General features: G+C 70.8%; 20 protein-coding genes and 1 pseudogene. 12 read left to right on the forward strand and 9 right to left on the reverse strand.

The features are described from left to right. Nucleotides 1-48: 48 nt before the first annotated feature. The 4 genes from OHA25_RS11285 to OHA25_RS11300 form a co-directional block, all read right to left on the reverse strand. Entirely contained in the window at nucleotides 49-459 is a 411-nt protein-coding gene (locus OHA25_RS11285) for an ATP-binding protein (RefSeq protein WP_327587519.1), read from the reverse strand. Between the two features lie 126 nt (nucleotides 460-585). After that, nucleotides 586-1,422 carry an SAM-dependent methyltransferase gene (locus OHA25_RS11290; protein ID WP_327587520.1) on the reverse strand — a complete coding sequence of 279 codons (837 nt, stop codon included), beginning with the start codon at nucleotides 1,420-1,422 and terminating at the stop codon, nucleotides 586-588. 192 nt (nucleotides 1,423-1,614) lie between these two features. Next, entirely contained in the window at nucleotides 1,615-2,688 is a 1,074-nt protein-coding gene (gene pstS / locus OHA25_RS11295) for a phosphate ABC transporter substrate-binding protein PstS (protein WP_327587521.1), read from the reverse strand. Between the two features lie 134 nt (nucleotides 2,689-2,822). After that, nucleotides 2,823-5,888: a hypothetical protein gene (locus OHA25_RS11300; protein ID WP_327587522.1), complete on the reverse strand. Its 3,066-nt coding sequence runs from the start codon at nucleotides 5,886-5,888 to the stop codon at nucleotides 2,823-2,825. A 921-nt stretch (nucleotides 5,889-6,809) separates the two neighbouring features. Here OHA25_RS11300 and OHA25_RS11305 point away from each other — a divergent pair. The 5 genes from OHA25_RS11305 (at nucleotide 6,810) to OHA25_RS11325 (ending at nucleotide 9,979) form a co-directional block, all read left to right on the forward strand. Continuing rightward, nucleotides 6,810-7,016 (forward strand): cold-shock protein, encoded by a 207-nt coding sequence (locus tag OHA25_RS11305; RefSeq protein WP_305923275.1) that lies wholly within the window; start codon nucleotides 6,810-6,812, stop codon nucleotides 7,014-7,016. A 236-nt stretch (nucleotides 7,017-7,252) separates the two neighbouring features. Beyond that, the gene (locus OHA25_RS11310; protein WP_327587523.1) at nucleotides 7,253-8,518 is read left to right on the forward strand and encodes a DUF5994 family protein; all 1,266 of its coding nucleotides are present in this window, start codon (nucleotides 7,253-7,255) and stop codon (nucleotides 8,516-8,518) included. 138 nt (nucleotides 8,519-8,656) lie between these two features. Next, nucleotides 8,657-9,046 carry a hypothetical protein gene (locus tag OHA25_RS11315; RefSeq protein ID WP_327587524.1) on the forward strand — a complete coding sequence of 130 codons (390 nt, stop codon included), beginning with the start codon at nucleotides 8,657-8,659 and terminating at the stop codon, nucleotides 9,044-9,046. A gap of 175 nt (nucleotides 9,047-9,221) precedes the next feature. Beyond that, nucleotides 9,222-9,425 carry a hypothetical protein gene (locus tag OHA25_RS11320; RefSeq protein ID WP_305923272.1) on the forward strand — a complete coding sequence of 68 codons (204 nt, stop codon included), beginning with the start codon at nucleotides 9,222-9,224 and terminating at the stop codon, nucleotides 9,423-9,425. Nucleotides 9,426-9,604: 179 nt separating this feature from the next. Further along, on the forward strand, nucleotides 9,605-9,979 hold the full coding sequence (locus OHA25_RS11325) for a hypothetical protein (protein ID WP_327587525.1): 375 nt from the start codon (nucleotides 9,605-9,607) through the stop codon (nucleotides 9,977-9,979). A 47-nt stretch (nucleotides 9,980-10,026) separates the two neighbouring features. Here OHA25_RS11325 and OHA25_RS11330 read toward each other — a convergent pair whose 3' ends face one another. The 3 genes and pseudogenes from OHA25_RS11330 to OHA25_RS61235 all read right to left on the reverse strand — a co-directional run. After that, entirely contained in the window at nucleotides 10,027-10,323 is a 297-nt protein-coding gene (locus OHA25_RS11330; protein ID WP_305923270.1) for a hypothetical protein, read from the reverse strand. 90 nt (nucleotides 10,324-10,413) lie between these two features. After that, nucleotides 10,414-10,965: an MOSC domain-containing protein gene (locus OHA25_RS11335; protein ID WP_327587526.1), complete on the reverse strand. Its 552-nt coding sequence runs from the start codon at nucleotides 10,963-10,965 to the stop codon at nucleotides 10,414-10,416. A gap of 38 nt (nucleotides 10,966-11,003) precedes the next feature. Beyond that, nucleotides 11,004-11,108 (reverse strand): annotated as a pseudogene (locus tag OHA25_RS61235) (MOSC N-terminal beta barrel domain-containing protein); the annotation flags it as partial. A 145-nt stretch (nucleotides 11,109-11,253) separates the two neighbouring features. Here OHA25_RS61235 and OHA25_RS11340 point away from each other — a divergent pair. From OHA25_RS11340 to OHA25_RS11355, 4 genes are all read left to right on the forward strand, one after another. Then, nucleotides 11,254-11,712 (forward strand): GtrA family protein, encoded by a 459-nt coding sequence (locus OHA25_RS11340; protein WP_327587527.1) that lies wholly within the window; start codon nucleotides 11,254-11,256, stop codon nucleotides 11,710-11,712. A 157-nt stretch (nucleotides 11,713-11,869) separates the two neighbouring features. Next, on the forward strand, nucleotides 11,870-12,904 hold the full coding sequence (locus tag OHA25_RS11345; protein ID WP_327587528.1) for a helix-turn-helix domain-containing protein: 1,035 nt from the start codon (nucleotides 11,870-11,872) through the stop codon (nucleotides 12,902-12,904). A gap of 135 nt (nucleotides 12,905-13,039) precedes the next feature. Continuing rightward, a complete protein-coding gene (locus tag OHA25_RS11350; RefSeq protein ID WP_327587529.1) occupies nucleotides 13,040-14,188 on the forward strand; it encodes a helix-turn-helix domain-containing protein in 1,149 nt (382 codons plus the stop codon). A gap of 102 nt (nucleotides 14,189-14,290) precedes the next feature. Next, on the forward strand, nucleotides 14,291-15,154 hold the full coding sequence (locus OHA25_RS11355) for a DUF1275 family protein (protein WP_327587530.1): 864 nt from the start codon (nucleotides 14,291-14,293) through the stop codon (nucleotides 15,152-15,154). 58 nt (nucleotides 15,155-15,212) lie between these two features. On the opposite strand, the gene OHA25_RS11360 is transcribed toward OHA25_RS11355, so the two are convergent. Beyond that, on the reverse strand, nucleotides 15,213-15,866 hold the full coding sequence (locus OHA25_RS11360) for a hypothetical protein (protein ID WP_327587531.1): 654 nt from the start codon (nucleotides 15,864-15,866) through the stop codon (nucleotides 15,213-15,215). A 152-nt stretch (nucleotides 15,867-16,018) separates the two neighbouring features. Here OHA25_RS11360 and OHA25_RS11365 point away from each other — a divergent pair, with 152 nt between their 5' ends. Then, nucleotides 16,019-18,034: a sensor histidine kinase gene (locus tag OHA25_RS11365; protein WP_327587532.1), complete on the forward strand. Its 2,016-nt coding sequence runs from the start codon at nucleotides 16,019-16,021 to the stop codon at nucleotides 18,032-18,034. 12 nt (nucleotides 18,035-18,046) lie between these two features. Further along, a complete protein-coding gene (locus OHA25_RS11370; RefSeq protein ID WP_327587533.1) occupies nucleotides 18,047-18,700 on the forward strand; it encodes a response regulator transcription factor in 654 nt (217 codons plus the stop codon). 25 nt (nucleotides 18,701-18,725) lie between these two features. Here the strand turns inward: OHA25_RS11370 and OHA25_RS11375 are convergent, their stop codons facing one another. Continuing rightward, nucleotides 18,726-19,619, reverse strand: a complete 894-nt coding sequence (locus tag OHA25_RS11375; RefSeq protein ID WP_327587534.1) for an aldo/keto reductase — start codon at nucleotides 19,617-19,619, stop codon at nucleotides 18,726-18,728. A 59-nt stretch (nucleotides 19,620-19,678) separates the two neighbouring features. Here OHA25_RS11375 and OHA25_RS11380 point away from each other — a divergent pair, with 59 nt between their 5' ends. After that, a complete protein-coding gene (locus tag OHA25_RS11380) occupies nucleotides 19,679-20,026 on the forward strand; it encodes a MerR family transcriptional regulator (protein ID WP_305923260.1) in 348 nt (115 codons plus the stop codon). The last annotated feature ends 202 nt before the right edge of the window (nucleotides 20,027-20,228 follow it).

Below are 20,228 nucleotides of genomic sequence, written 5' to 3' on the forward strand. Positions count from 1 at the left end.
CGCGGCGCCGGGGGCCGGGCCGGCGCTCGAGCAGAAGGCCGCACGCCGTCAGGCGGTGTGGCTGACGGAGAACCACACGATCTTGCCGCCGTTCGCGGCGGACACTCCCCAGTCGTCGGCGATCGCCGCGACGATCTGAAGCCCGCGGCCCGAGAGCGCGTCGACATCTACTGAGCACGGGTGGGGGTCACCGTCACCCGGGTCGAAAACCTCGCCGTACAGCCGGCCGTCACGTTGTTCCAAGCGCAGCGCATAGGCCGCTCCGCCGTACCGTACGGCGTTGGTCACCAGTTCGCTGACGATGAGCAGGCAATCGTCGATGACCTCCTCGAGGCCCCAGACGGTCAATTTCGTGCGGACAAGGGAGCGCGCCTCGCCGACGCCGGAGGGCACTGACGGCAGCACGTACTCCGCCGTGCGGATCGGTGCGGCCGACAAGGACCCGGGGTGGGGGGACATGTGCATCACATCTCTCGCTTGGGAGCGCTCCCAATCCCTACGGTAACCCGTCGTCTTCACTCTTGGAATCCGGGATAGACAGAATTGTTGCTATTTCGTGTCTCGGTGGTCGTGCGGTATCCCTGCTCAGGGGATGCGGGCCACGGCGCCGTAGTTGCCCGATGAGCCTGGCTGGTCGCGGCAGGCGAGATCACGCTCGGCGGGACGCCACTGCGGGACCCACACCAGACCGGGCTCCACCAGGTCGAGACCGTCCAGCAAGGCCGCAACCTCGTCCCTGGAGCGGATCGTGAGACCCGGCAGCGTCATGGCGAGCAGATCGCGGATGGCGGGCAGCAGCTCCGGCGGGATGCTGTCGAACGTCGTGTGCAACAGGCCGAGGAAGCTTCCCATCGGCGCGATGTGCCGGAGCCGCTTGATGACGTAATGGGCGTATTCATCGTCATCGAGGCTGTACGTCGACAGCAGCAACACGGCCAGGGGCCGGTCCCAGTCGAGGAACGTGTGGATCACCGGGTCCCCGAGCATCTCGTCGATCTCCCGCACGTCACCCTCCACGACGCGGACCAGGTCGGTGAAGGGTTCGATGGTGGCTTGCGCCATGGTCACCACCATCGGGTCGTTCTCCACGTACACGACCCGCAGATCGGGGTTGGCCGAGGCGCGGCGCGCTATGTCGTGCAATCGGTGCCCGGCCGAGAGGCCGCTGGGGACTCCGCTCCCCACGATCATGAATTGGTCCACGCCTTCGTCGGCGGCCAAGTGGCGTACCACTCGGGACAAAAACTGAAGCACGGCGCGGGCGGCGGTGGTGATCGCGGGGGTCACTTGATCGAAATGGCGCACTGTGGCCTTGTCCAGCAGGAAGTTGTTCTTCCCGCCTGCTGCGGCGTCGAATATCCGGGTGATTCTGGCTTGCGTGGAATCGAGCTTGGCCAGGTTTCGGACAGCTCTTCGGTGCATGAGCGTTGCCCCTTTCCCCTCGCCGCCCACCTTCTCGCGGTAAGCGATCTATGGACCTCACTCGACGACTCAGACCATATGTTCCAACAATTCCAGTCAATGGCAATACGATAGACCGGTTATTTCGGGAAATGTTTGTTACCAGAATCTTCGCGAAATGATCTGTGGTCACCGCGTGACCACGCGGCGGGCTCAGCCGGTCACGTCGAGCCGCTCACGCACCTTGACGAGGAGGTCCTGGGGGAGCGGGGCGTAGCCGTACAGGGAGAGGTAGGACTGGCCGGCGTCGCCGGTGGTGTAGCGCAGGAAGGTCTCCACCAGCGGGTCGGCGTTCTTCGAGCAGGTGATCTCGTACGTGACCAGGACGATGGGGTAGGCGCCCTTGACCTTGGTCAGATAGTCGAACTCCACCACCAGGTCATCATTCCGGCCGGCCGGCCGGGCGCCCTCCAGGGCCTTGGTGGCGCTCTGAGGCGACAGCTCCACGAACTGGCCGGAAGCATTGCGGACCTTCGCGGTGCTCAGGCGGGCGTTGCTGGCGAACCCGTACTCCACGTACCCGATGGAACCCTCGGTGTGCTGGACGGAGTCGGAGACTCCCGAGGAGCCCGAGACGCCGTGCCCCCGGCCGGGCCACTTCCTGGACGGTTGGTGCGGCCAGTGGCCCGCCGCCTTGAGATAGGTCGTGAAGTTGTGGGTCGTCCCCGAGTCGTCGGAGCGGTGGAAGACCCGGATGCCGGTGTGCGGCAGGCGCGTGCCGCGGTTGTCGGCGGCGATCTCCGGGGCGTCCCATCTGGTGATCCGTCCGCTGAAGATGCCGGTCAGGGTGGTGGGCGAAAGCTTCAGATCCGGTACGGACGGAAGGTTGTAGGCCAGCGCGATGGGGCCGACCACCATCGGCAGGTGCACCGCGCGGCTGCCGCAGCGACGGTCGGCCTGCGCCTGTTCGGAGGGGTGCATCGCGACGTCGGAGCCGGCGAACGCGGTGGTGCCCGCGATGAAGTCCCGGATGCCGTTCCCCGATCCGTTGGCCCGGTAGTCCACCCGCAGGTCGGGGTGGATGCGGTGGAACTCGGCACGCCAGGCGTCCATCGCGCCCTTCTGCGCGGTCGAGCCCGAGGCGGAGATCGACGCGCTGATCGGGAGACTCTGGGGTACGTCTTCGCGGGCGGCCAAGAGCGCCGCCCCGCTCACACCGGCGGCTGAGGCGGCCAGAGCTAGGACGATGAGGACCGCCGGCCCAGCGGTGCGTTTCAGCTTTGCCATTTGATCGAGCGTATGAAATGCAGATGACTGAGGCGTTAATCACCCGTCAAGCTGCCGGACATATACCGTCATTTCCTCGTCAACTTGTCCACGCATCCGCAGAGCTGAGCGCCGAGCCGGCTTGTCCCCTGAAGTCAGGCGACGGTGATGTCCCAGGCGTCCTGGCGTACCTCCAGGTGCGGGGACTCGCGTAGGTCACGGAGGACCTCCCGCCATGGGGCGGCCCAGTCGGTGCGCTCCCCGCCGACCCGGATGAGTTCGCAGGCGAACAGGGCCCCCGCCAGATCGCCGCGGTCCGTCAGGCGGCGGGCGGCGGGCAGCCCCGCGGCGGGCGGTATCGGCGGCCGCCTGCCGTAGTCCCCGAAAAGCTTCGAGGTCGCCTTGTCGGCCGTACGGGCCGCGAGGACCGGCCGGTCCCGGAGCAGGTCCGCCAGCGCGCACAGGGCATCGGCGAACCCCGCAGGCTCGCCGGCGCCGTCCGTCTCGTCCGTGGGGAGCAGGGCCACGGCGAGCCGGGCCGCTTGGGGGAGCAGGAGCGGTTGCGCGGCGAGCAGGTCCATCGCGTCACGGGCGAGTCGCCGTTGCCACGGCTCCGCCGTGTCCTGCATCGCGGCCAGGGCCGAGGCGATGGTGGCCACGCGCTCCCGCGCCGGCGTTTCCAGGCCGTCGCCGGGTACGGCGGCGGCCAGCCGGGTGAGGACGTCGAGCGTCTCGGACCGGATCGTCCCGGTCCGCAGCAAGGCCAGGAACACCTTTATGACCTGCTCGTTCGCCCCTGGGTCTGCCGCCGCGTCGATGATCTCCCCGAGGTCGCCCCGGTACCAGGGCGCCCACACGCCGAACGCCTTCGACCCGCGGAAGCGTACGCCGGGGAGGTCGGCGGCCATGAGCAGCCGCCGTACGAGGTCCGCGTAGGCGGGGCGGACGTCAGGGGCGTACGCCATCGGGTGGGCCTGGAAGAGCGTGCGCAGCATCGGCTCGCCGGCGTGCCGGTCGGCGGCATCCGCGAGCGCGTCCAGGGTGCGCGGGTCCTCGGGCATCCCGAGCAGCACCGAGGCCACGGCGACGCGTACGTCCGGGTGCAGCCGGGAGTCCGCCCACGTCCGCAGCAGCACGTCCACCGCGCCCGGCGGGCGGTTGCGGCCCAGCTGGCGGGCGGCCAGCTTGCGCAGCGTCACCTTGCTGCCGGGCGCGGTCAGCGCCTGCTCCAGGAGCGGGCCGAGCCGGGACGGGGCGATGGCCCGGCAACAGCGGGCCAGTGCGGCCACCGCGACGCGGGAGGCCTGGCCGCCGGCGTGGCGCAGAAGCACGGGCGCCGCCCGGTCCGGCTCGCCGGCGCTTGCCATGGCCGTGATGGCGGCTTCGGCCAGCACCGTCGCCTCCCGGTCCGCCCATGCGGCGAGCAGGGCGAGGCCTCCGCCGATCCGGCCGGTCGCCTGGATGGCGGCCACCCTGGCGGCGACGGGCAGCCGCTCGTCGTCCACGACGGCGGCGAGCCCGGTGCGGATTCGGTCGCGCTGCTCGGGTGTCCACCGGCCGGCGTCGCCGCCGCCGACCGCCGGCACCCACGTGGGGTCGGCGAACCGGCCGCGACCGGTCGGCGGCACCGACGAGGAGTCGGCGAACCGGCCGCCGTGGTTCCCGTTCAGCAGCGGGAGGAGGAGGTCGGTGCGGTGCCGGGCCACCGTGCGCCAGACGGCGGGTAGCGTCACGGCCGACGGGTCCTCGCGTACGAGTTCGACCGCCCGCTCCAGCCGCAGAGTCGCAGGGTTCGGCGGCGGCTGCGCGGCGGCCGTGTCGGCTCCCGCCGACCGATACGCCCGGGCGGCGGGTCGCCGCCGGCGGCGGCCGTGCGGGCGGGTCAGCCACAGGTCGGCGGCCTCGCGGGCCAGCGGCTCCGGCGCCGTGCGGATGGCGGCGCGCAAGTCGTCCTGGAGCTCGGCAAGCGCCCATGAGCGGCGGCCGAGCGCGTGGGCGAGGGCCACGGCCAGCGTGAAGTCCTCCCGCTCGCGCGCGGCGCGCAGGTGCGGGCGCAGCACTGCCAGCAGGTCGTGCTCCTGGCCCGCACGCAACACGCGGTCCAGACCGTGTGGCTCCATGGGCGCGTCGGCGTAGTCGCGACGACGACGGCGGCGGACGGGGGAGGCCTGGAGCGCCTGTGCGGGCAGGCCGCCCGCGCCGTGGCGGGCCACCAGCTTTCCGTACGCGCCCAGCGCCCATGCGGTCAGTGCGGGTGCGGCGGCCGGGTCGTGGTGCCGCAGGATCCGACCGGCCAGGCTGCGAAGCGCTTCCTGAGTGGCGGGCGAGGAGTCCGGGGCCTCGACCGCGTCGGTGGCGATGCGTTCGAGCGTCTCCGCACACGAGTCGTCGAGCAGCCCCGGCGGTACGTCCGCCAGGGCAGTAAGCAGGTCCCGGCGGAGCGGATCCTGTTCGTTGACGGTACGCAGGGCCAGGTCGGCCAGGAGCGTGTGGAGCGCCGCCCGGTTCCGGGTCCGGGCCGTGCACTGCACCAGCAGAGTCCTGGCCAGCCCGCGCCGCCGCGGGTCCCCGCCCACGGCCGCCTCGCGCAGCGGGCCGACGGCCTCCTCGTACGGCAGGTAGGAGGTGAGCTTCAGCGGGATGTCCGGATCGTCCAGGCGGGAACGGGCCGAGTGCCACACCGAGTCGTGCCAGGCGAGCATGCGTCCGGCCGCGCCCGCCGCCGTCTCGGCAGGCAGCCACCTGAGCAGCCGCATCCCCCACAGCCCGGTCGAGCCACCTCTACGCTCGGCGGCCGCCTCGAAGATCGCGGTCCGCCGGGCGGGTGGCAGCGACCGCAACACCGGGCCGAGCCGGTGTTCGGCCGAGGCGAGGCGCAGGATCTCCGCTTCCGAACCCGACCGCAGGTGGCGGAGCAGTGCCTTGGGCGGCTCCGCCCAGCCGATCGATGAGCCGTCGACCAGCACTTTGATGGCACGTGCGGGGTCCGCCCTGAACAGTGCGTTCAGCACCGCACCCGGCAGCCGGAAGGCGAGGTGACGCAGGTCGTGTCGTTCCAGCAGGGCCAGCATGAGAGCCGGCTCGGCGAGCGCGGCGCGCGCCACACCCGCGCCGCGGCGACGCCACCAGGCCCACGCCGGAACTCCCGTGGACACATCCTGCTCGGCCACCGCCATGACCGCGCCCGCGTGCCGTTTGGCCAGCGCCGTCCAGGACGTCACCGCATGGGCGAGCCTGGGCAGCCATTGCGTGACGGTCCCGGTGCCGCAGGCAGGCAGCAGCGCGGCGGCCTCGCGGTCCCCCCCAGCGAGCCTGGACGTCCGGCAGCAGGGACTCGGCCAGTGCGGTCCTGCGGGCCTGCGCCAGCGTGCGGTACAACGCCAGCCGCAGCTCAGTGGGCGCGTCCTGAAGCACGGCGGCCACCGCGGGATCAGGCACGGGGAGGGTGCGCACCGCGCGCAGGGCCGCGCGCCGCAGCCCCATGTCCGGCCCGGCGAGGATCTCCTGAATGAAACCGAGGTCACGGGCCGCCATGGCCACGTGCAGGGCCATGCGCCGCGCGTACTGATCCTGCGAGAGCAGCTCCCGCAGGAGAACGCGCAGGTGAGAGGTGCCGGCCAGGCGGCGGGCGTGAAGTGCCAGCGCGCGCATGCGGCGCGGGTGCGGCAGGGGTTCGAGACGCGCCAGCAACGTGGCGGCGGGGAGATTGATGTCGTGGGCCGGCTCCTCGGCCGGCTCCATCGGCCTCAACGGCCTGGGCGGAGACCGCCCTTTCCACTAGTCATGCCGACGATGGTGGCCGATCACGCCCTCGCCGCGCAAGTACGCATGGGCTCCCGTCCACGTAGCGGTGCCGCGGCGGTTGCAGGCGGTGCGTGCCCACCTGCCGGATATGTTCAGCCGTGAGTAAATCGCGATTGCCGATAAATGCCCGCTGGACGGCTGGACGATGTGGTGGAATGCCTGTGCTAGACTACCTGTCGTTGCAGTTGTTGTACCCATAACATGCTTTGTGCGCGCCTGGCAGAGTGATTGCAAGGCGCGTTTTTGTTTCCCGGTCATCTCCGGATGGGCTCATCGCGGCGACACGGCAATTCGCACGGTGCGAATTGCGTCCCTGCACACATCTCGAGGAGATCGACATGGCTTCCGGAACCGTCAAGTGGTTCAACTCTGAAAAGGGCTTCGGCTTCATCGCGCAGGACGGCGGCGGCGCCGACGTCTTCGCCCACTACTCCAACATCGTCGCCAATGGCGGCTACCGTGAGCTGCACGAGGGTCAGAAGGTGTCTTTTGACATCGTCCAGGGCCAGAAGGGCCCGCAGGCGGAGAACATCGTCCCCGCCTGACCTCGCACGTTCGTAAGTCTGGGCCCGCACCCACATTGGGTGCGGGCCCAGACCGCGTTCACCCCCAAGATCCCGCATTCCCGTGTGTGGTTCAGGGAGCCGAGCCGGGGCGGCGTATGGTGGATTACCTGGGATATTCCGCATGTCGGCAGCCGCGTCGGCGTCTTCCCAGACCAGCCGGTCGATCGCGCCGGAGACAGGCGGCACATCAGATGCCGAACCACCACGCACCCGTCATGCCCATCGCCCTCCAACCGGCCCGGGTGTTCCTCGAGCCCACGCTGACCAGGGACGGAACGCTCGACGGCGCCTGGTGGCCCCACTCCACCGATCTCCACCGCGAGCTGCCCGCCCTCGTTCGCATCCTGGAGGACCGGCTCGGTCCCATCCTGCGGGTCAGGCTCGACACGGCGGCATGGGACGAGGTCCCCGCCCACCTGCTCATCGACGGTCATTTCCTGCGTGTCAGCGGCCTCTCGGCAACCTCCAACACGATCAGGGTGATCCGCGGCAGCCAGGATGGCTTCCTGCTCCTGGTGATCCCGCCGGACACCACGGGGCCCGTTGCGGCCGCCGCCATGAGAACCGCCGCACGCACCGGCAACACGATGTCCGCGACCGAGATCCTCACGTGCTGCCACTCGCGCGCCCCCGCATCCAGGCCGGGGACCAGGATTCGCCGCTACCGTGACGCGGACAGGGAGTCCGTGCTGGCGCTCATCGACGCCGACCGCCTGCCCGGACAGCCGCCGTGCACGCCGGACCTGCTGGATCAGGCCGTGGCCGGAACGTCCCGCCGCGATCCCGATCCCTGGGCCGACATCAGACACCCCAGCATCGACGTGCTGGTGGATCCGGACGGTCACCCTGCGGGCGTCGTGTCGTACGCGGTACATCGGGATCGCAGCGCCGCCCAGATCCTGTGGTTGCACGGACGTGAGATCCTGGACGTCGTCGAAGCGCTCGTCTCCCACGCCCTTCGCGGACTGGGCGGCGGCAAGCCTGTGCACGCCTTCACCGCCGCGCTGGGCCTTGGCCTGGCCGCCTTGCCGACGGGCCGCCGGCCCGTCACGCGTAAGGTGCTCGAACACGCGGGGTTCGTCGCCCGGAACTCCTGGCGCTACCTGCGCCGCACGACACCTTGTGACCTTCCTGGCACGGCGTGCCCGTTGGTCGAGGTCGTCGCGAGCGCGGCCCCATCCGGCTGGTTGCTGAAGGCCCGAGACGACGATTCCTCCGCCGAACTCGTCGCGCAGGAGCCGATCGACGGCCTCGGTGTCCTGTGGTGGTTCAGCGCGGCCGATGACCACGGCGATCCGGCCCTCGAACGGGCGCTGCTGCTCCAGGCCGATGCCCTCCTGCGCGAACACGGAGCATCGGAGGCGATCCTGTACGCCGCCGGCGACCCGGAATCGTCCGCGGCGTTGTTCGACGCCGCCGGCTTCGCCGAGATCGACCACCTGGTCTCCTTCACCCGGCCGAACAACGCCTCAGCCGACTGACCACCTCTGTACTCCGTGGGGCACCCGCCGCAGAGATCCGTCCCCACGGCAGCCGCGGCACGTACGCGAAAGGATTTGATCATCGTTTCCGATTCCTTTCCCCCGTCCGAACACTGGGCGCGACGCGTACGTCGCCGCGTGACGGAGACGGCGAAGCTGGGCGCCCGCGAGCAGTCCCACGCCGACGTCGTCCGATGGACCTGCCCACACGGCCTGCACGCCGGCCAGGGTTGTGTCGCCTGCTACCGCGCCTCGACGGAGGCCGACCCGGCGTTGCCGCTGTGGGAGGTCGCGGTGTGGTTCACCTCGACGCGGCCGATGCCGATCAGGGCGCTGAAAGACGTGCGCCGCCACGGCTGTAGCTTCTCGCTCGACCAGCCGTCCACTCCCCTGGTCTATCTCCTCAGCGGGCAGGCACGGGCCGCCACCGGGACGGAGGCGGTTGCTGGACTGGTCGGGTTCCTCATCGATAACCGGCACATCGCCAACACGTTCACGGTGACGGAGGTCCGCGCCGTCCACTCCTGACGAGCGACCGCGCGTTGCGGGCTCATGGAGAGCGGAAGGTGGCAAATAGACGGAGATACCAGTTTTACTGTCTTTGTTACAGCTTGAGGACGGTTTTAGTTGAGCGCAGGCTGCAGGTGTGGCCGTTTATTCCGGCAAACATAAAATGATCGTAACCTCCGAAAGAAGGCCGCCAATGAGTGTGACAGGGTTCCCGCTCACCTTGCGGGTCACCGTGAGTGGAGCGACTCCAGACGAGATCAGAGAGAACGCCCGGGCTGAGGCTCACGCTTTCTTCGGTCCTGACGCCGAACTGGACGTCATCAGTGCCGAGGCCGAAGCGGAGGGGGAGCGTCACGACCGCTACCGCGCGACCGTCGCCTTCCGCCGGGTCGGCTGATCCCTGGACCGTTCCCGCGTCTAACGCGTCTCGTGTGATGAATGTCCCCTTGGTGGGCGGATGTCTACGTTTGGGTGTCTAGGTGGCGAACACTGCGTGTCAGGCCTTTTGTCAGTCCGGTCGGCTGGTCCAAGATCGGCTGCGAGCGGCGACGAGCCGCTCGAGCCGGAAGGGAAAAGATGAAGAAACTGATCCAGACGGCCGTTGTGGGCATCGGTGTGGCGGCGGCGAGCATGGTTCTCGCGCAGCCGGCCTCGGCGGCCTCGTTCTCGTGGAACGTCGGCGACGGCATCGTCTCCTACGACGACGGTGCGGACAGGATCTGCGCCGACGCGTACACGGGCGAGGGCTCTCGCTGGGTGGAGGTTGTGCTGGTCCCGGTCAACGGGGGAGGCCCCTCCCACACCTGGAGGGACTACAGCACCTCCGGGGACCCCACGTGCCGGAGCCTGGCCACCGCGTACGAGGACACCTACTACCGCGCCACGGTCAAGACCTACTGGGGCGAGCGGGGCACTACTGTGAACCGCGGCTCCAAGTACTTCTACAGCTGATCGAGCCAGGCGACGGCGCGGCAACGCGCCGTCGCCCCCGGCTGCCTCTATCGCACGGGTACGGCGAGCTCACGGCCGCGGTAGAAGCCTTCTCGCTCCTCGACGACGTAAGGGGCCATGGCCTCGCGTCGGCGCGCCTCGCCCTCGGAGGTTCGCCAGGAGTCGCAGGCCTCCTTCGAGTCCCAGAACGACACCCCGGTGATCTCCTGCCCGTCCTCGGACCAGTACGCGTAGGCGTGGCGCAGGCCCTCCGGATAGGGCTCCGGGCGCCAGGCCCGTTCGAACTCCTCCAGCGCGTCCGGCCTGATGCGGCGTGTCGTCACCCAGACGTAGTGTTCCCTCATCACAGCCTCCTCTGGAACACAGGTTCGGCTTGATGACCCTCCCTCACTTCCACCATAGACCGTGGACCAGGACCGCCTGCAGGGCGGCCATCAGCCCCGGCCATCCGAGGTGACGGTCACCGGATCGCCGAGCCGGAGCCGTCCCGGGTTCCGTGGCACCAGGCGGATGCCGAACCAGGTCTTGCCGTCCCAGCGGCGGTGTTTCGCGAGGGTGCGGATCGGCTCCTTGCCCTTGACCAGCGTCACGGGGTCGATGGTGGTGACTGCGCAACGGTCGCACAACTCCGAGACACGGAAGTCGACCTCGCCGATCCTGATGTCGGTCCAGGAGTCCTCGACGTACGGCTCGGCGCCGTCGATCACCGCATTGGGGCGGAAACGCGCCATGTCGAGCGGGGTGTCCCCGCCGATCTGCGCATCCAGCACGCGTAGCGACGCGGCCGACGTCAGCAGCAGCGGCGCGTCCCAGGCGAAGCTGACGACCTCGCCGGGCAGGCCGCCGTGGGCCGGGTCGATGGTACGGCGGCGCGGGTCGTCCAGCCAGACCAGCCGGGCGGTGCGGCCCAGGAGCCGGCTGAACCACGCGTGGGCCTCGTCGTCAGCGGGGATCGCCTGATCCAGGCCGGTGAAGCCGACAGGCACCGGCTCCCCGGCGGCCGGGGGGACACGTCGACGACCGCCCACCGCCGATCTCCGGCCAGCCCCCATGGCTCCACGGTGGCTTCGGGCACGGGACACCCGGCACCGGATTTAACAGGATAAATCCGGATATCGACCACTCTCATGATCAGATCGTAGGGCGCGCCGGAACGCAGGCACAATGCCACGCGGAAGGAACCATGGCCAGGCCGCGCTGATCGGCGGCATTTCTCACCTGCGTTTCATGCTCGGCCAAGGGGGCTCCCATGCGGGCTCTCGATCATCGACGTCATGAGCGTCCTGACCGTCACTCCCCACGCCCCGGCCGCGGCATCGGGCCCGGCCCCCGCCGCGCTCTCCCGCCGGCTGCCGTCCTATGCGGTTGTCGGGGCCTTGTGCACGGTGGCCTATCTGGTTCTGTTCTGGGCGCTCTCCGCGATCCTGCCGTCGATGGCCGCCAACACCCTCGCCATGCTCACCACGGCGATCGCCAACACCGCCGCCAACCGGAGGTTCACGTTCGGGGTGACCGGCAGGGCGGGAGCGGTGCGCGATCATCTGGGTGGGCTCATCGCCTTCCTCATCGGCTTGGCGATCTCCACGCTGGGCCTGGCCGTCCTGCCATCGGGCTCGTCGGCGACGGCGGAGCTGATCGCGGTGATCCTGGCCAACGGGCTGGCGTCGGCGATCCGGTTCGCGCTGTTGCAGGGATGGGTGTTCAACCCGAGGCTGCGTTCAACGACGCACTGACGAGGTCTCGTTCCCCTTCGGACCGCCGGCCGCGGGTGGCCCCTGACCAGGGGTCACCCGCTTTTGCGTGCCCGGTCGACGCCTTTGTCAAATGAGCAGTCCACCGGCGGGGCGACCGACGAATAGGAGGCGACAGTTCATCTCGGCAGGGGGCACGATGTTGCAGAACGAGAGCACCACACGAGGACGACGGGAGCGCCCGGTGCCGCCCGGTCCGCTCCAGGAATTCGCTCAGGGGCTACGCGACCTCCGGGCGGCGGCGGGCAATCCGAGTTATCGGGCGATGGAGCGCAAGGCCGGCTACTCGGCCTCGGCACTGTCCGCGGCGGCGGCGGGGGACAGGCTGCCGAGCCTGGCGGTCACGCAGGCGTACGTGGGCGCATGCGGCGGCGATCAGGACGAGTGGACCCGGATCTGGCACACGCTGAGAGGGGACCTGGACAGGCCCTCCGACGGCGGCGTCGGGCTGACGCGTGCCGCGAACGCTCACCACCGGCGGGCGCGTCCAGGGGGCCGCGCGATCAGGCTGTCGGCGATCGTGGCCACGCTCGGGCTGATCGGGCTGGGCACGATTGGAGCGTTCCAAAAACCTCCATCAGCCCAGCGGAAACCGTCGCCGTCGCCGATGTCACAGAACAGAGCGGCAGAGCCTCCCGCGCCACCCGTCCAGCCGGACCAGCAGACCCGGCCGGCCTTCACAGCGGTCGCCGGGCCCGGCTGCCCGCGTGACACCAGCCGCAGTGTGCTCGTCAGCGGCGTGCCGGGCCGGGACGGCTGGAAGGACGCCAGCGTGCCAGGTTGGAGGGGCGCGGGTTGCGGGGACGGTTTCCTGTTCTCGGAGCTGCGGTACGACCCGCGGGCCGCCGCGCATCCGCAGAACAGTTTCCAGTGGAGGTTCACCACGGGGTTGCGCGGCCGGCAGCAGTGCTTCGTGGCGGTGTACGTCCCTAAGTCCTCCTTCGCCGACCAGGCGGTCCGCTACACCGTCAGCGACGACTTCGACAGGGACGCGCGGACGGTTGCGGAGTTCACTCTCGACCAGCGCATGCGGCAGGGCACGTGGGTGCCGGCGCCGGTCCCGGTGGTCGTCACCACCGGTCTGGTCATGGTGAAGATCACCGACGACGGCAAGGGGAACACGACCGGCGACCAGTCGATGGTGGCCGGCCCCGTCCGGCTCGCCTGTCCGTAACGGCGCGGCCGGCTCCTGAGCGTGCCTGCCGCACGCATGGACGACGACACGACCCGGCGAAATCGCCGATTGGTGATCAGTCCGCAACCCGTATGGCCCCGAATCAGGGGCAACGCTCGATCGCTAGGGGACACGATGACAAGCAAGAACACAACGGTCGACAAAAGCACGGCCGGCGGGCGGCACAAGCGACCGACGCCGCCCGATCCGCTCCAGGAATTCGCCCAGGAGTTGCGCGACCTCCGGGCGAGAGCGGGCAATCCGAGCTATCGCAGGATGAAGCGTAAGACGGGGTATTCGGCCTCGGAACTCTCCGAGGTGGCCGCGGGTGAGAAGCTGCCGAGCCTGGCGCTCACGCAGGCGTACGTGGCCGCGTGCGGTGGCGATCAGGCCGAATGGACCAAGATCTGGCACACCCTCAGAGGAGAGCTGGACAAGTCCCACGACACCGTGGTGTACCCCCGTGTCTCGCCCGCTTATCCACCGCAGCAGGCCCGTCCGCGGCGCAGCTCCGTCAAGACCTGGGTGATCGTCGGGGTGCTGGGGCAGGTGGCGGTGGTCTCGGCGTTCGCGGTCATCCATTTCCGCCAGGGCCAGGTGCCCGCATCCGTGCCCGCCGTACAGACCCAGGGCCCCACGCCCAGGGCCGACGGGGCACTCCCGGCACGACCTCAAGCGGAGCCGACCACGTCCCGAGCCGGGCAGCCGCGTCCCCAGCGCACCCGGCTCGGTCCGGAGCCGCAACCGCAGCGCACCCAGGGTGGCTCGACCCAGGTCCGACCGGCCTTCTCGGCGGTTGCGGGGCCGGGCTGCCCGCGTGACACCAGCCGGAGCGTCCGGATCAATGGGGTGCCGGGCCGGGACGGCTGGAAGGACGCCAGCGCACCTGGCTGGACGGGCGCGGGTTGCGGGGACAGTTTCCTGTTCTCGGAGCTGACGTACGACCCGCTGGCCGCCACGCATCCGCAGAACAGTTTCCAGTGGAGGTTCACCACGGGGTTGCGCGGTCAGCGCCAATGTTTGGTGGGGGTGTACGTCCCTAAGTCCGGGTTCGCCGGGCAGCGGGTCTGGTACACCGTCAGCGACGGCTTCGACGAGGACGCGCGGACGGTTGCGGAGTTCACCCTCGACCAGCGCATGCGGCAGGGCACGTGGGTGCCGGCGCCGGTCCCGGTGGTCGTCACCACCGGTCTGGTCATGGTGAAGATCACCGACAACGGCAAGGGGAACACGACCGGCGACCAGTCGATGGTGGCCGGCCCGGTGCGGCTCGCCTGCTTGTGACGGCGTGGCCGAGCGCGCGTGGGAAAGGATCAGTACCGCGCGTGACGTGACGGGGCCGCCGGGCGGCGACCACCGTTCTCGGCTGAACAAGGAGGACGCGGCATGTCACCCAAGGAGATCAGGCCGCCCGGTGACGCGTTGAGCGGGACGGGTCCAGTGGTGTCCGAGCGGGTGGCGGTGCGCCTTCTCGTGGTTCTCGCCGCGGCGGCGGGTTGCCTGGACGCGGTGTGCGTGATGCGGCTCGGAGGCCCGTTCGCCAGCGTCATCACCGGCAATCTCGTGCAACTCGGGCGTGGCGTCGCGACGCTGGACGGTGCGCTGGCGGCGGGCGCCGCCACAGCCGTCGCCGCTTACGCTCTCGGCGTCGCGGCCGCCAGCACCGGGCTCGGCCGCGGCAGGCTCGGCCGCGGTGGGGCCGGTCGCGGTGGAGCGGGTCGCGGTGGAGCGGGTCGCGGTGGAGCGGGTCGCGGTGGGGCCGGTTGGCGCCGGCGGGCCTGTTTGATCGCCGCGGCCGAGCTGGCGCTGCTGGTCTGCGTGTGCGCTGGCTGGCTGGCCACCGGCGGGCAGCCGAGTGCGACCGTCGCCGTGCTGCTGCTGGCGCCGGCATCCGCGGCGATGGGTGTGCAGAGCGCGCTGACGATCGGCTCCGGCGTGCCCGGAGCATCGACCACCTACCTGACCGGCACTCTGACCAGCCTCGTGCACGCCGGGGCTGGGACGCCGCACGGGCGTGCCGACGGCGAGGCTGGGACGCCGCACGGGCGTGCCGCCGCCGGGGCCGGGACGCCGCTCCGGCGTGCCGCCGGCGGCGTGGGCAGGCTGGCGGCGCTGCTCTGCGGCGCCACCGTCGGCGCGCTGCTGCTGCTCGTGGCGCCGTTGTGGGCGCCGGCCCTGTCGGCGGTCCTGGTCGCCGTCGTCGTTGCGATCATCGCGATCTCCACCCGTGGGCGGACGGAAGGTTCGTGAAACCGCCCGCCCGGCGTGGAGCGCGGTCAACCTCGCGGAAAGCGCAGGACCGGCCGGGTCAGTCACGCGGGATGACCAGGGCGGGCCGGAGGGCGAGGAGCACACCCAGCGTGGCATAGCCGAGGAGCAGGTGTCCGCCGCCCACCCAGCGCGCGCTGTCCTCGCCGACCAGGATGAACAGCGGGACCGTCACCACGCCCCAGCTCTCCGCGATCAGCGGCCACCACCGCAGCGGTCCCCTCCACCGTCCGGCCACCGCCAGCTTCACGCCGATGATCATCATGCCCAGCATCGACAGCGGCCAGAACGCGTCGAGGATGGCCAGCGCCACATGGTCCTGGGCGGGGTCCGGGAGAACGCCGTGCAGCAGCGACCACAGGCTGGCCAGCCCGAGCAGGACGAGCTCGACCTTGAGCATGATCCTGGAGACCCGCGACACGCCCGTCGCCAGGGTGCGGATCTGCACGGTGAGCAGGGCGAACACGCCGAGCTGGAAGGCCAGCCCGGTCAGGTCGCCGACGCGCTCTTCGAACCCGTCGTTGACGGTTCCGAAGAGGAAGACGCTGGTGGCCCAGGCCACGGTGCCCGCGGTGAGCGTGAGCCCGAGCCGGCGCACGGCCTCGGGAGTGATGCGGCGGGGGGCGGGTGGCAGACCGTGGGTGGGGACATCGGTCCTGGCCCTGGCCGGGGTGGTGCTGATGTGGGCGTCCATGACGATTCCTTTCTTGTCGTGGCACCCAGAGTCCGCGCCGGGAGACCCGGGCAGGCAGAGCCCGGCGTCCCTTCCCGATCGGGACCCCTGTCCCGGGACAAAAGGACTGAAGTCAGGATGTAATTCGTGGCATGACAGGTAAGGGGCGAGGCATGCTGCCGGTCGTGCTGGCCGCCGCCGGGCTGGCCATCGCGGTGGCGACGGTGGTGCTGGACATCCAGGCGCGCGGCGTGCCGATCCCGGAGGCGGCGGAGCTTGACCTCGGGTGGCCGTCGGCGCTGTGGGGGCTGGCGATGCTGCTGCCCGGCGTGCTGTTGCTGCGTCTGCTGCCGCGCCACGCCGTTGCCTGGGTGCTGACCGGATTCGGGCTGCTGTGGATGGTGGACTCCCTGGCCTCGAGCTGGGCTGCCTACGCCATCTACGTGGCGCCGGGTACGCCGGGCGCGTCGGCGGCGTACTGGTTCTATGCAAGTTTCGGCTCGACGTTGCTGCTCGGGCTGCCGGTGCTGATCTTGCTGTTCCCGGACGGGCGGCTGCCGGAGGGCCGGGTCTGGCGCGCGCTGTCGGTGACGAGCCTGGCGTTGACCGGGCTGCTGCCTGTCCTGCTGATCACCGTGCCGTTCACGGTGATCGCGCGATATCACGGCACGCAGCTGCCGCCGGAGATCGCCCGGCTGGGTCTCGATCCGCTGGCGGTCCCGCTGCCGTACGCGTTCTGGGAGCCCGCGCTCAGCGTGGCGTACGTGTCGATCCTGGTGAGCCTGGTGGTGCCGTTCGCGGCGACGGTGCGCCGCTACCGGGTGGCCGATCCAGAGCGGCGGGCCCAGATCCGGTGGCTCATGTGGGCGGCCCTGATGGACATGGTCGTCCTGCTGACGCCGCTCACGGTGCCGCCGCAGCTGCCCGCGGTGCTGCTGGGCCTGGCCATCGCGCTGACCTCGGCGGCGGTCGTCGTGGCGGTCACCAAATACCGGCTCTACGACGTCGACAGGCTGATCTCGGCCACCGTGGCCTACGGCGTGCTGGCGGCGCTGGTGGTGCTGGTGGACGTGGCGGTGTTCACAGCGGCGGGCAGCGTGCTCGGCGAACGCGACTCCGCCCTGGCCGCGATCGCGATCGTGGCCGTGCTCTACGCGCCGCTCCGCGGCTGGTTGTGGCGCGGGGCGCGGCGGCTGACCCGCGGTCCCCGGCACGATCCCTACGCCGCGGTCTCGACGCTGGCCGAGCGGCTGGAGCTGGCGACCGACCCGGATGAGCAGTTGCTCGCGGTCGCGACCACGCTGGCCGGGGCGTTCCGGCTGGCGTACGTGCGGGTGGAGATCGAACGTCCGAACGGGGACCGTTCCGTCGTGGAACGCGGGACGCCCCGCGGGCCGTCGGTGTCGCTGCCGGTGGCCTACCGGGGCGAGGTCGTGGGGCGGCTGGTGCTGTGCCGTGCCGGCGAGCTGAGCGAGCGGGACCAGCGGCTGCTGGGCGACCTCGTACGGCAGGCCGCCGCGGCGGCGCGGGCCACCGAGCTCAGCGCCGACCTGCAGCGCATCCGCGCCCACCTGGTCCTGACCCGTGAGGAGGAACGCCGCAGGCTCCGCCGTGACCTGCACGACGGGCTCGGCCCCAGCCTGGGCGCGATGGCACTGCGGATCGAGGCGGCCAGGAACCTGGCCGCCACCGCGCCCGCCCAGGCCGACCGCTTGCTGGAGCAGACGGCGGCCGACGTCGGCGGCGTGCTGGCCGACATGCGCCGGCTGGTGCACGACCTGCGCCCGCCGGCGCTCGACGAGCTCGGCGTCCTGCGCGCGATCGAGCAGCAGGCCGACCGGGTCCGCTCGGCCGCGCTGGACGTCCGTGTCACCGGCGACGGCGCGCTGGACGCGCTGCCCGCGGCGGTGGAGGTGGCGGCCTACCGTATCGTGTCCGAGGCATTGGCCAACGTGGTCAAGCACGCGGGTGCGGCACGCTGCGACATCAGCCTGCGCGTGGGCGAGTGCGGGCTGGAGGTGACGGTGCGGGACGACGGCCGCGGCATCGGGCCCGACGTGGCCGCCGGCGTCGGCATGTTGTCGCTTCGCGAGCGTGCGGCCGAGCTGGGCGGGCACTGCGAAGTGAGCTGCCCGCCCGGCGGGGGGACGCTGGTCGGCGCCCGGCTGCCGATGGATTGTCTGGCTTGATGGAGGTGGCGAGTGTCTGACGAGACCATCCGCGTGGTGCTGGCCGACGACCACCCGGTCTACCGGGACGGGCTCGCGGTGTTGCTCGGCTCGATACCGGGCATCGAGGTGGCGGGCACGGCCGCGGACGGCGCGGAGGCGGTCGAGCGCGCCGCCGATCTGCAGCCCGACGTGGTGGTGATGGACGTGCGCATGCCCGGGCTCGACGGCATCGAGGCGACCAGGCGGATCGCCGCCGACAGCCCGCACATCGGCGTCGTGGTGCTGACCATGTCGGAGGAGGACGCCACGCTGTTCGCCGCCATGCGCGCCGGCGCCCGTGGCTACCTGCTCAAGGGCGCCGGCCAGGCGGAGATCGTCCGCGCCATCACGGCGGTCGCGCACGGTGAGGCGATCTTCGGGCCGGCCGTCGCGCTGCGGGTGGCCGAATTCTTCCAAGGGGCCGCGGTCACCGACGATCCGGTGTTCCCGCAGCTCACGCCGCGCGAGCGGGAGATACTCGCGCTGGTGGCGGCCGGCCGGTCCAACACGCAGATCGCCTCGGCGTTGTTCCTGTCGCAGAAGACCGTACGCAACAACGTCTCCAACATCTTCGCCAAGCTGCACGTCGCCGACCGCGCCGAGGCCATCGTCCGAGCCCGCGACGCAGGCCTCGGCCGCCGCTAGGCGGGTGAGCCTTCATCCAGGGGTGTCACCGGCCGACCCGGTCCAGCCGGGCGAACTGCTCGTCGGTCAGGCTGAGATCCAGCGCGGCGAGGTTCTCCTCCAGATGCGACTGAGAGGTCGTTCCTGGAATGGGGACGATGGTCGGCGAGCGGTGCAGCAGCCAGGCCAGCGCCACCTGCGCCGACGTCGCGCCGATCTCCCGCGCCACCGCCGCGACCGGCCCGTCCGGACCCGCGTGCGCGCCCATCGCCACGGGGAAGAACGGAATGAACGCGATGCCGCCGGCCGCGGCGTGGTCGACGACCGGCTCGTGCTGCCGGGTGGCCAGGTTGTACATGTTCTGCACGCTGACGATCGGGACGATCTCGGCCGCCTCGCGGAGCTGCTCCACCGACACCTCCGACAGGCCGAGATGCCGCACCTTGCCCTCGTCCCGCAGCTGCTTGAGCGCCCCGATCTGGTCGGCGAGCGGGACGTTCGGATCGATGCGGTGCAACTGAAGCAGGTCGATGCGCTCGACGCGAAGGCGGCGCAGGCTCAGCTCGGCCTGTTGCCGCAGGTAGGCGGGGTGGCCGAGCGGCACCCACTCGGTAGGGGACGGCCGCAGCACGCCGATCTTGGTCGCCACCGCCACGCCGTCGCCGTACGGGTACAGCGCCTCCGCGACCAGCTCCTCACCGCCGCCGAGCGCGTACGCGTCGGCGGTGTCGATGAGGGTGACGCCCAGCTCCACCGCGCGGCGCAGCACCGCGATCGCGGCCGCCCGGTCGGCCGGGGGGCGCCAGATGTGCGCCTCGGCCCCGCGCGGGGAGTCCGGACCGTCCGCGAGCCGCATGGTTCCGTAGCCGATCCTGCGCACCGGAAGATCCCCGCCCAGCAGGATGTTGTCGTGATTGGTGTCGATCAGTTTCTCGCTCATGGCCAAGACCGTAGGATTTGCCGCCGGTGTGAGATTCAAGGGTTTGTGAGGGACGTCACATGAAGATCGGTGATCTGGCGCGGGAGACCGGGGCCAGCACCCGCATGCTGCGTTACTACGAGGAGCAGGGCCTGCTGCGCTCGGAGCGCAGCGGCGGAGGTCACCGCCGCTACGCCGAGGACACGCCCGCCGCCGTCCGCAACATCCGGGGACTGCTGGCGGCGGGGCTGCCCACGCACCTGATCCGTGAGATCCTTCCCTGCGTCGAGGGGCCGAGCCTGGCCGACTTGCACCCGTGCGTCCGCCGCTACCTGGACGAGCAGCTCAGCGAGATGGACGCCCGGATCTCCACGCTCCAGCAGAGCCGCTCCGCGCTCGCTTCCCTGATCCAGACGACCGCCGCCTGACGACCGCCGTACCCCGACCCCGCCCGGACCGCGCCACCCGCCACATCCCCTTGAGGTCGGTCCGCGCCGCCGTGCCGATGGCCAGGTCGCTGTGCCCCGAAGGCAGCGGCGCCACCAGCGTCCCGCGTGCGGCCGTGTTGCTCCTGCTGTTCAACCCATGAAGGCACAGAGCGCCAAACCGCCCGGCGGGCCGCAGCGCGCC

This window comes from Nonomuraea sp. NBC_00507 (assembly GCF_036013525.1).
GTDB lineage: Bacteria > Actinomycetota > Actinomycetes > Streptosporangiales > Streptosporangiaceae > Nonomuraea.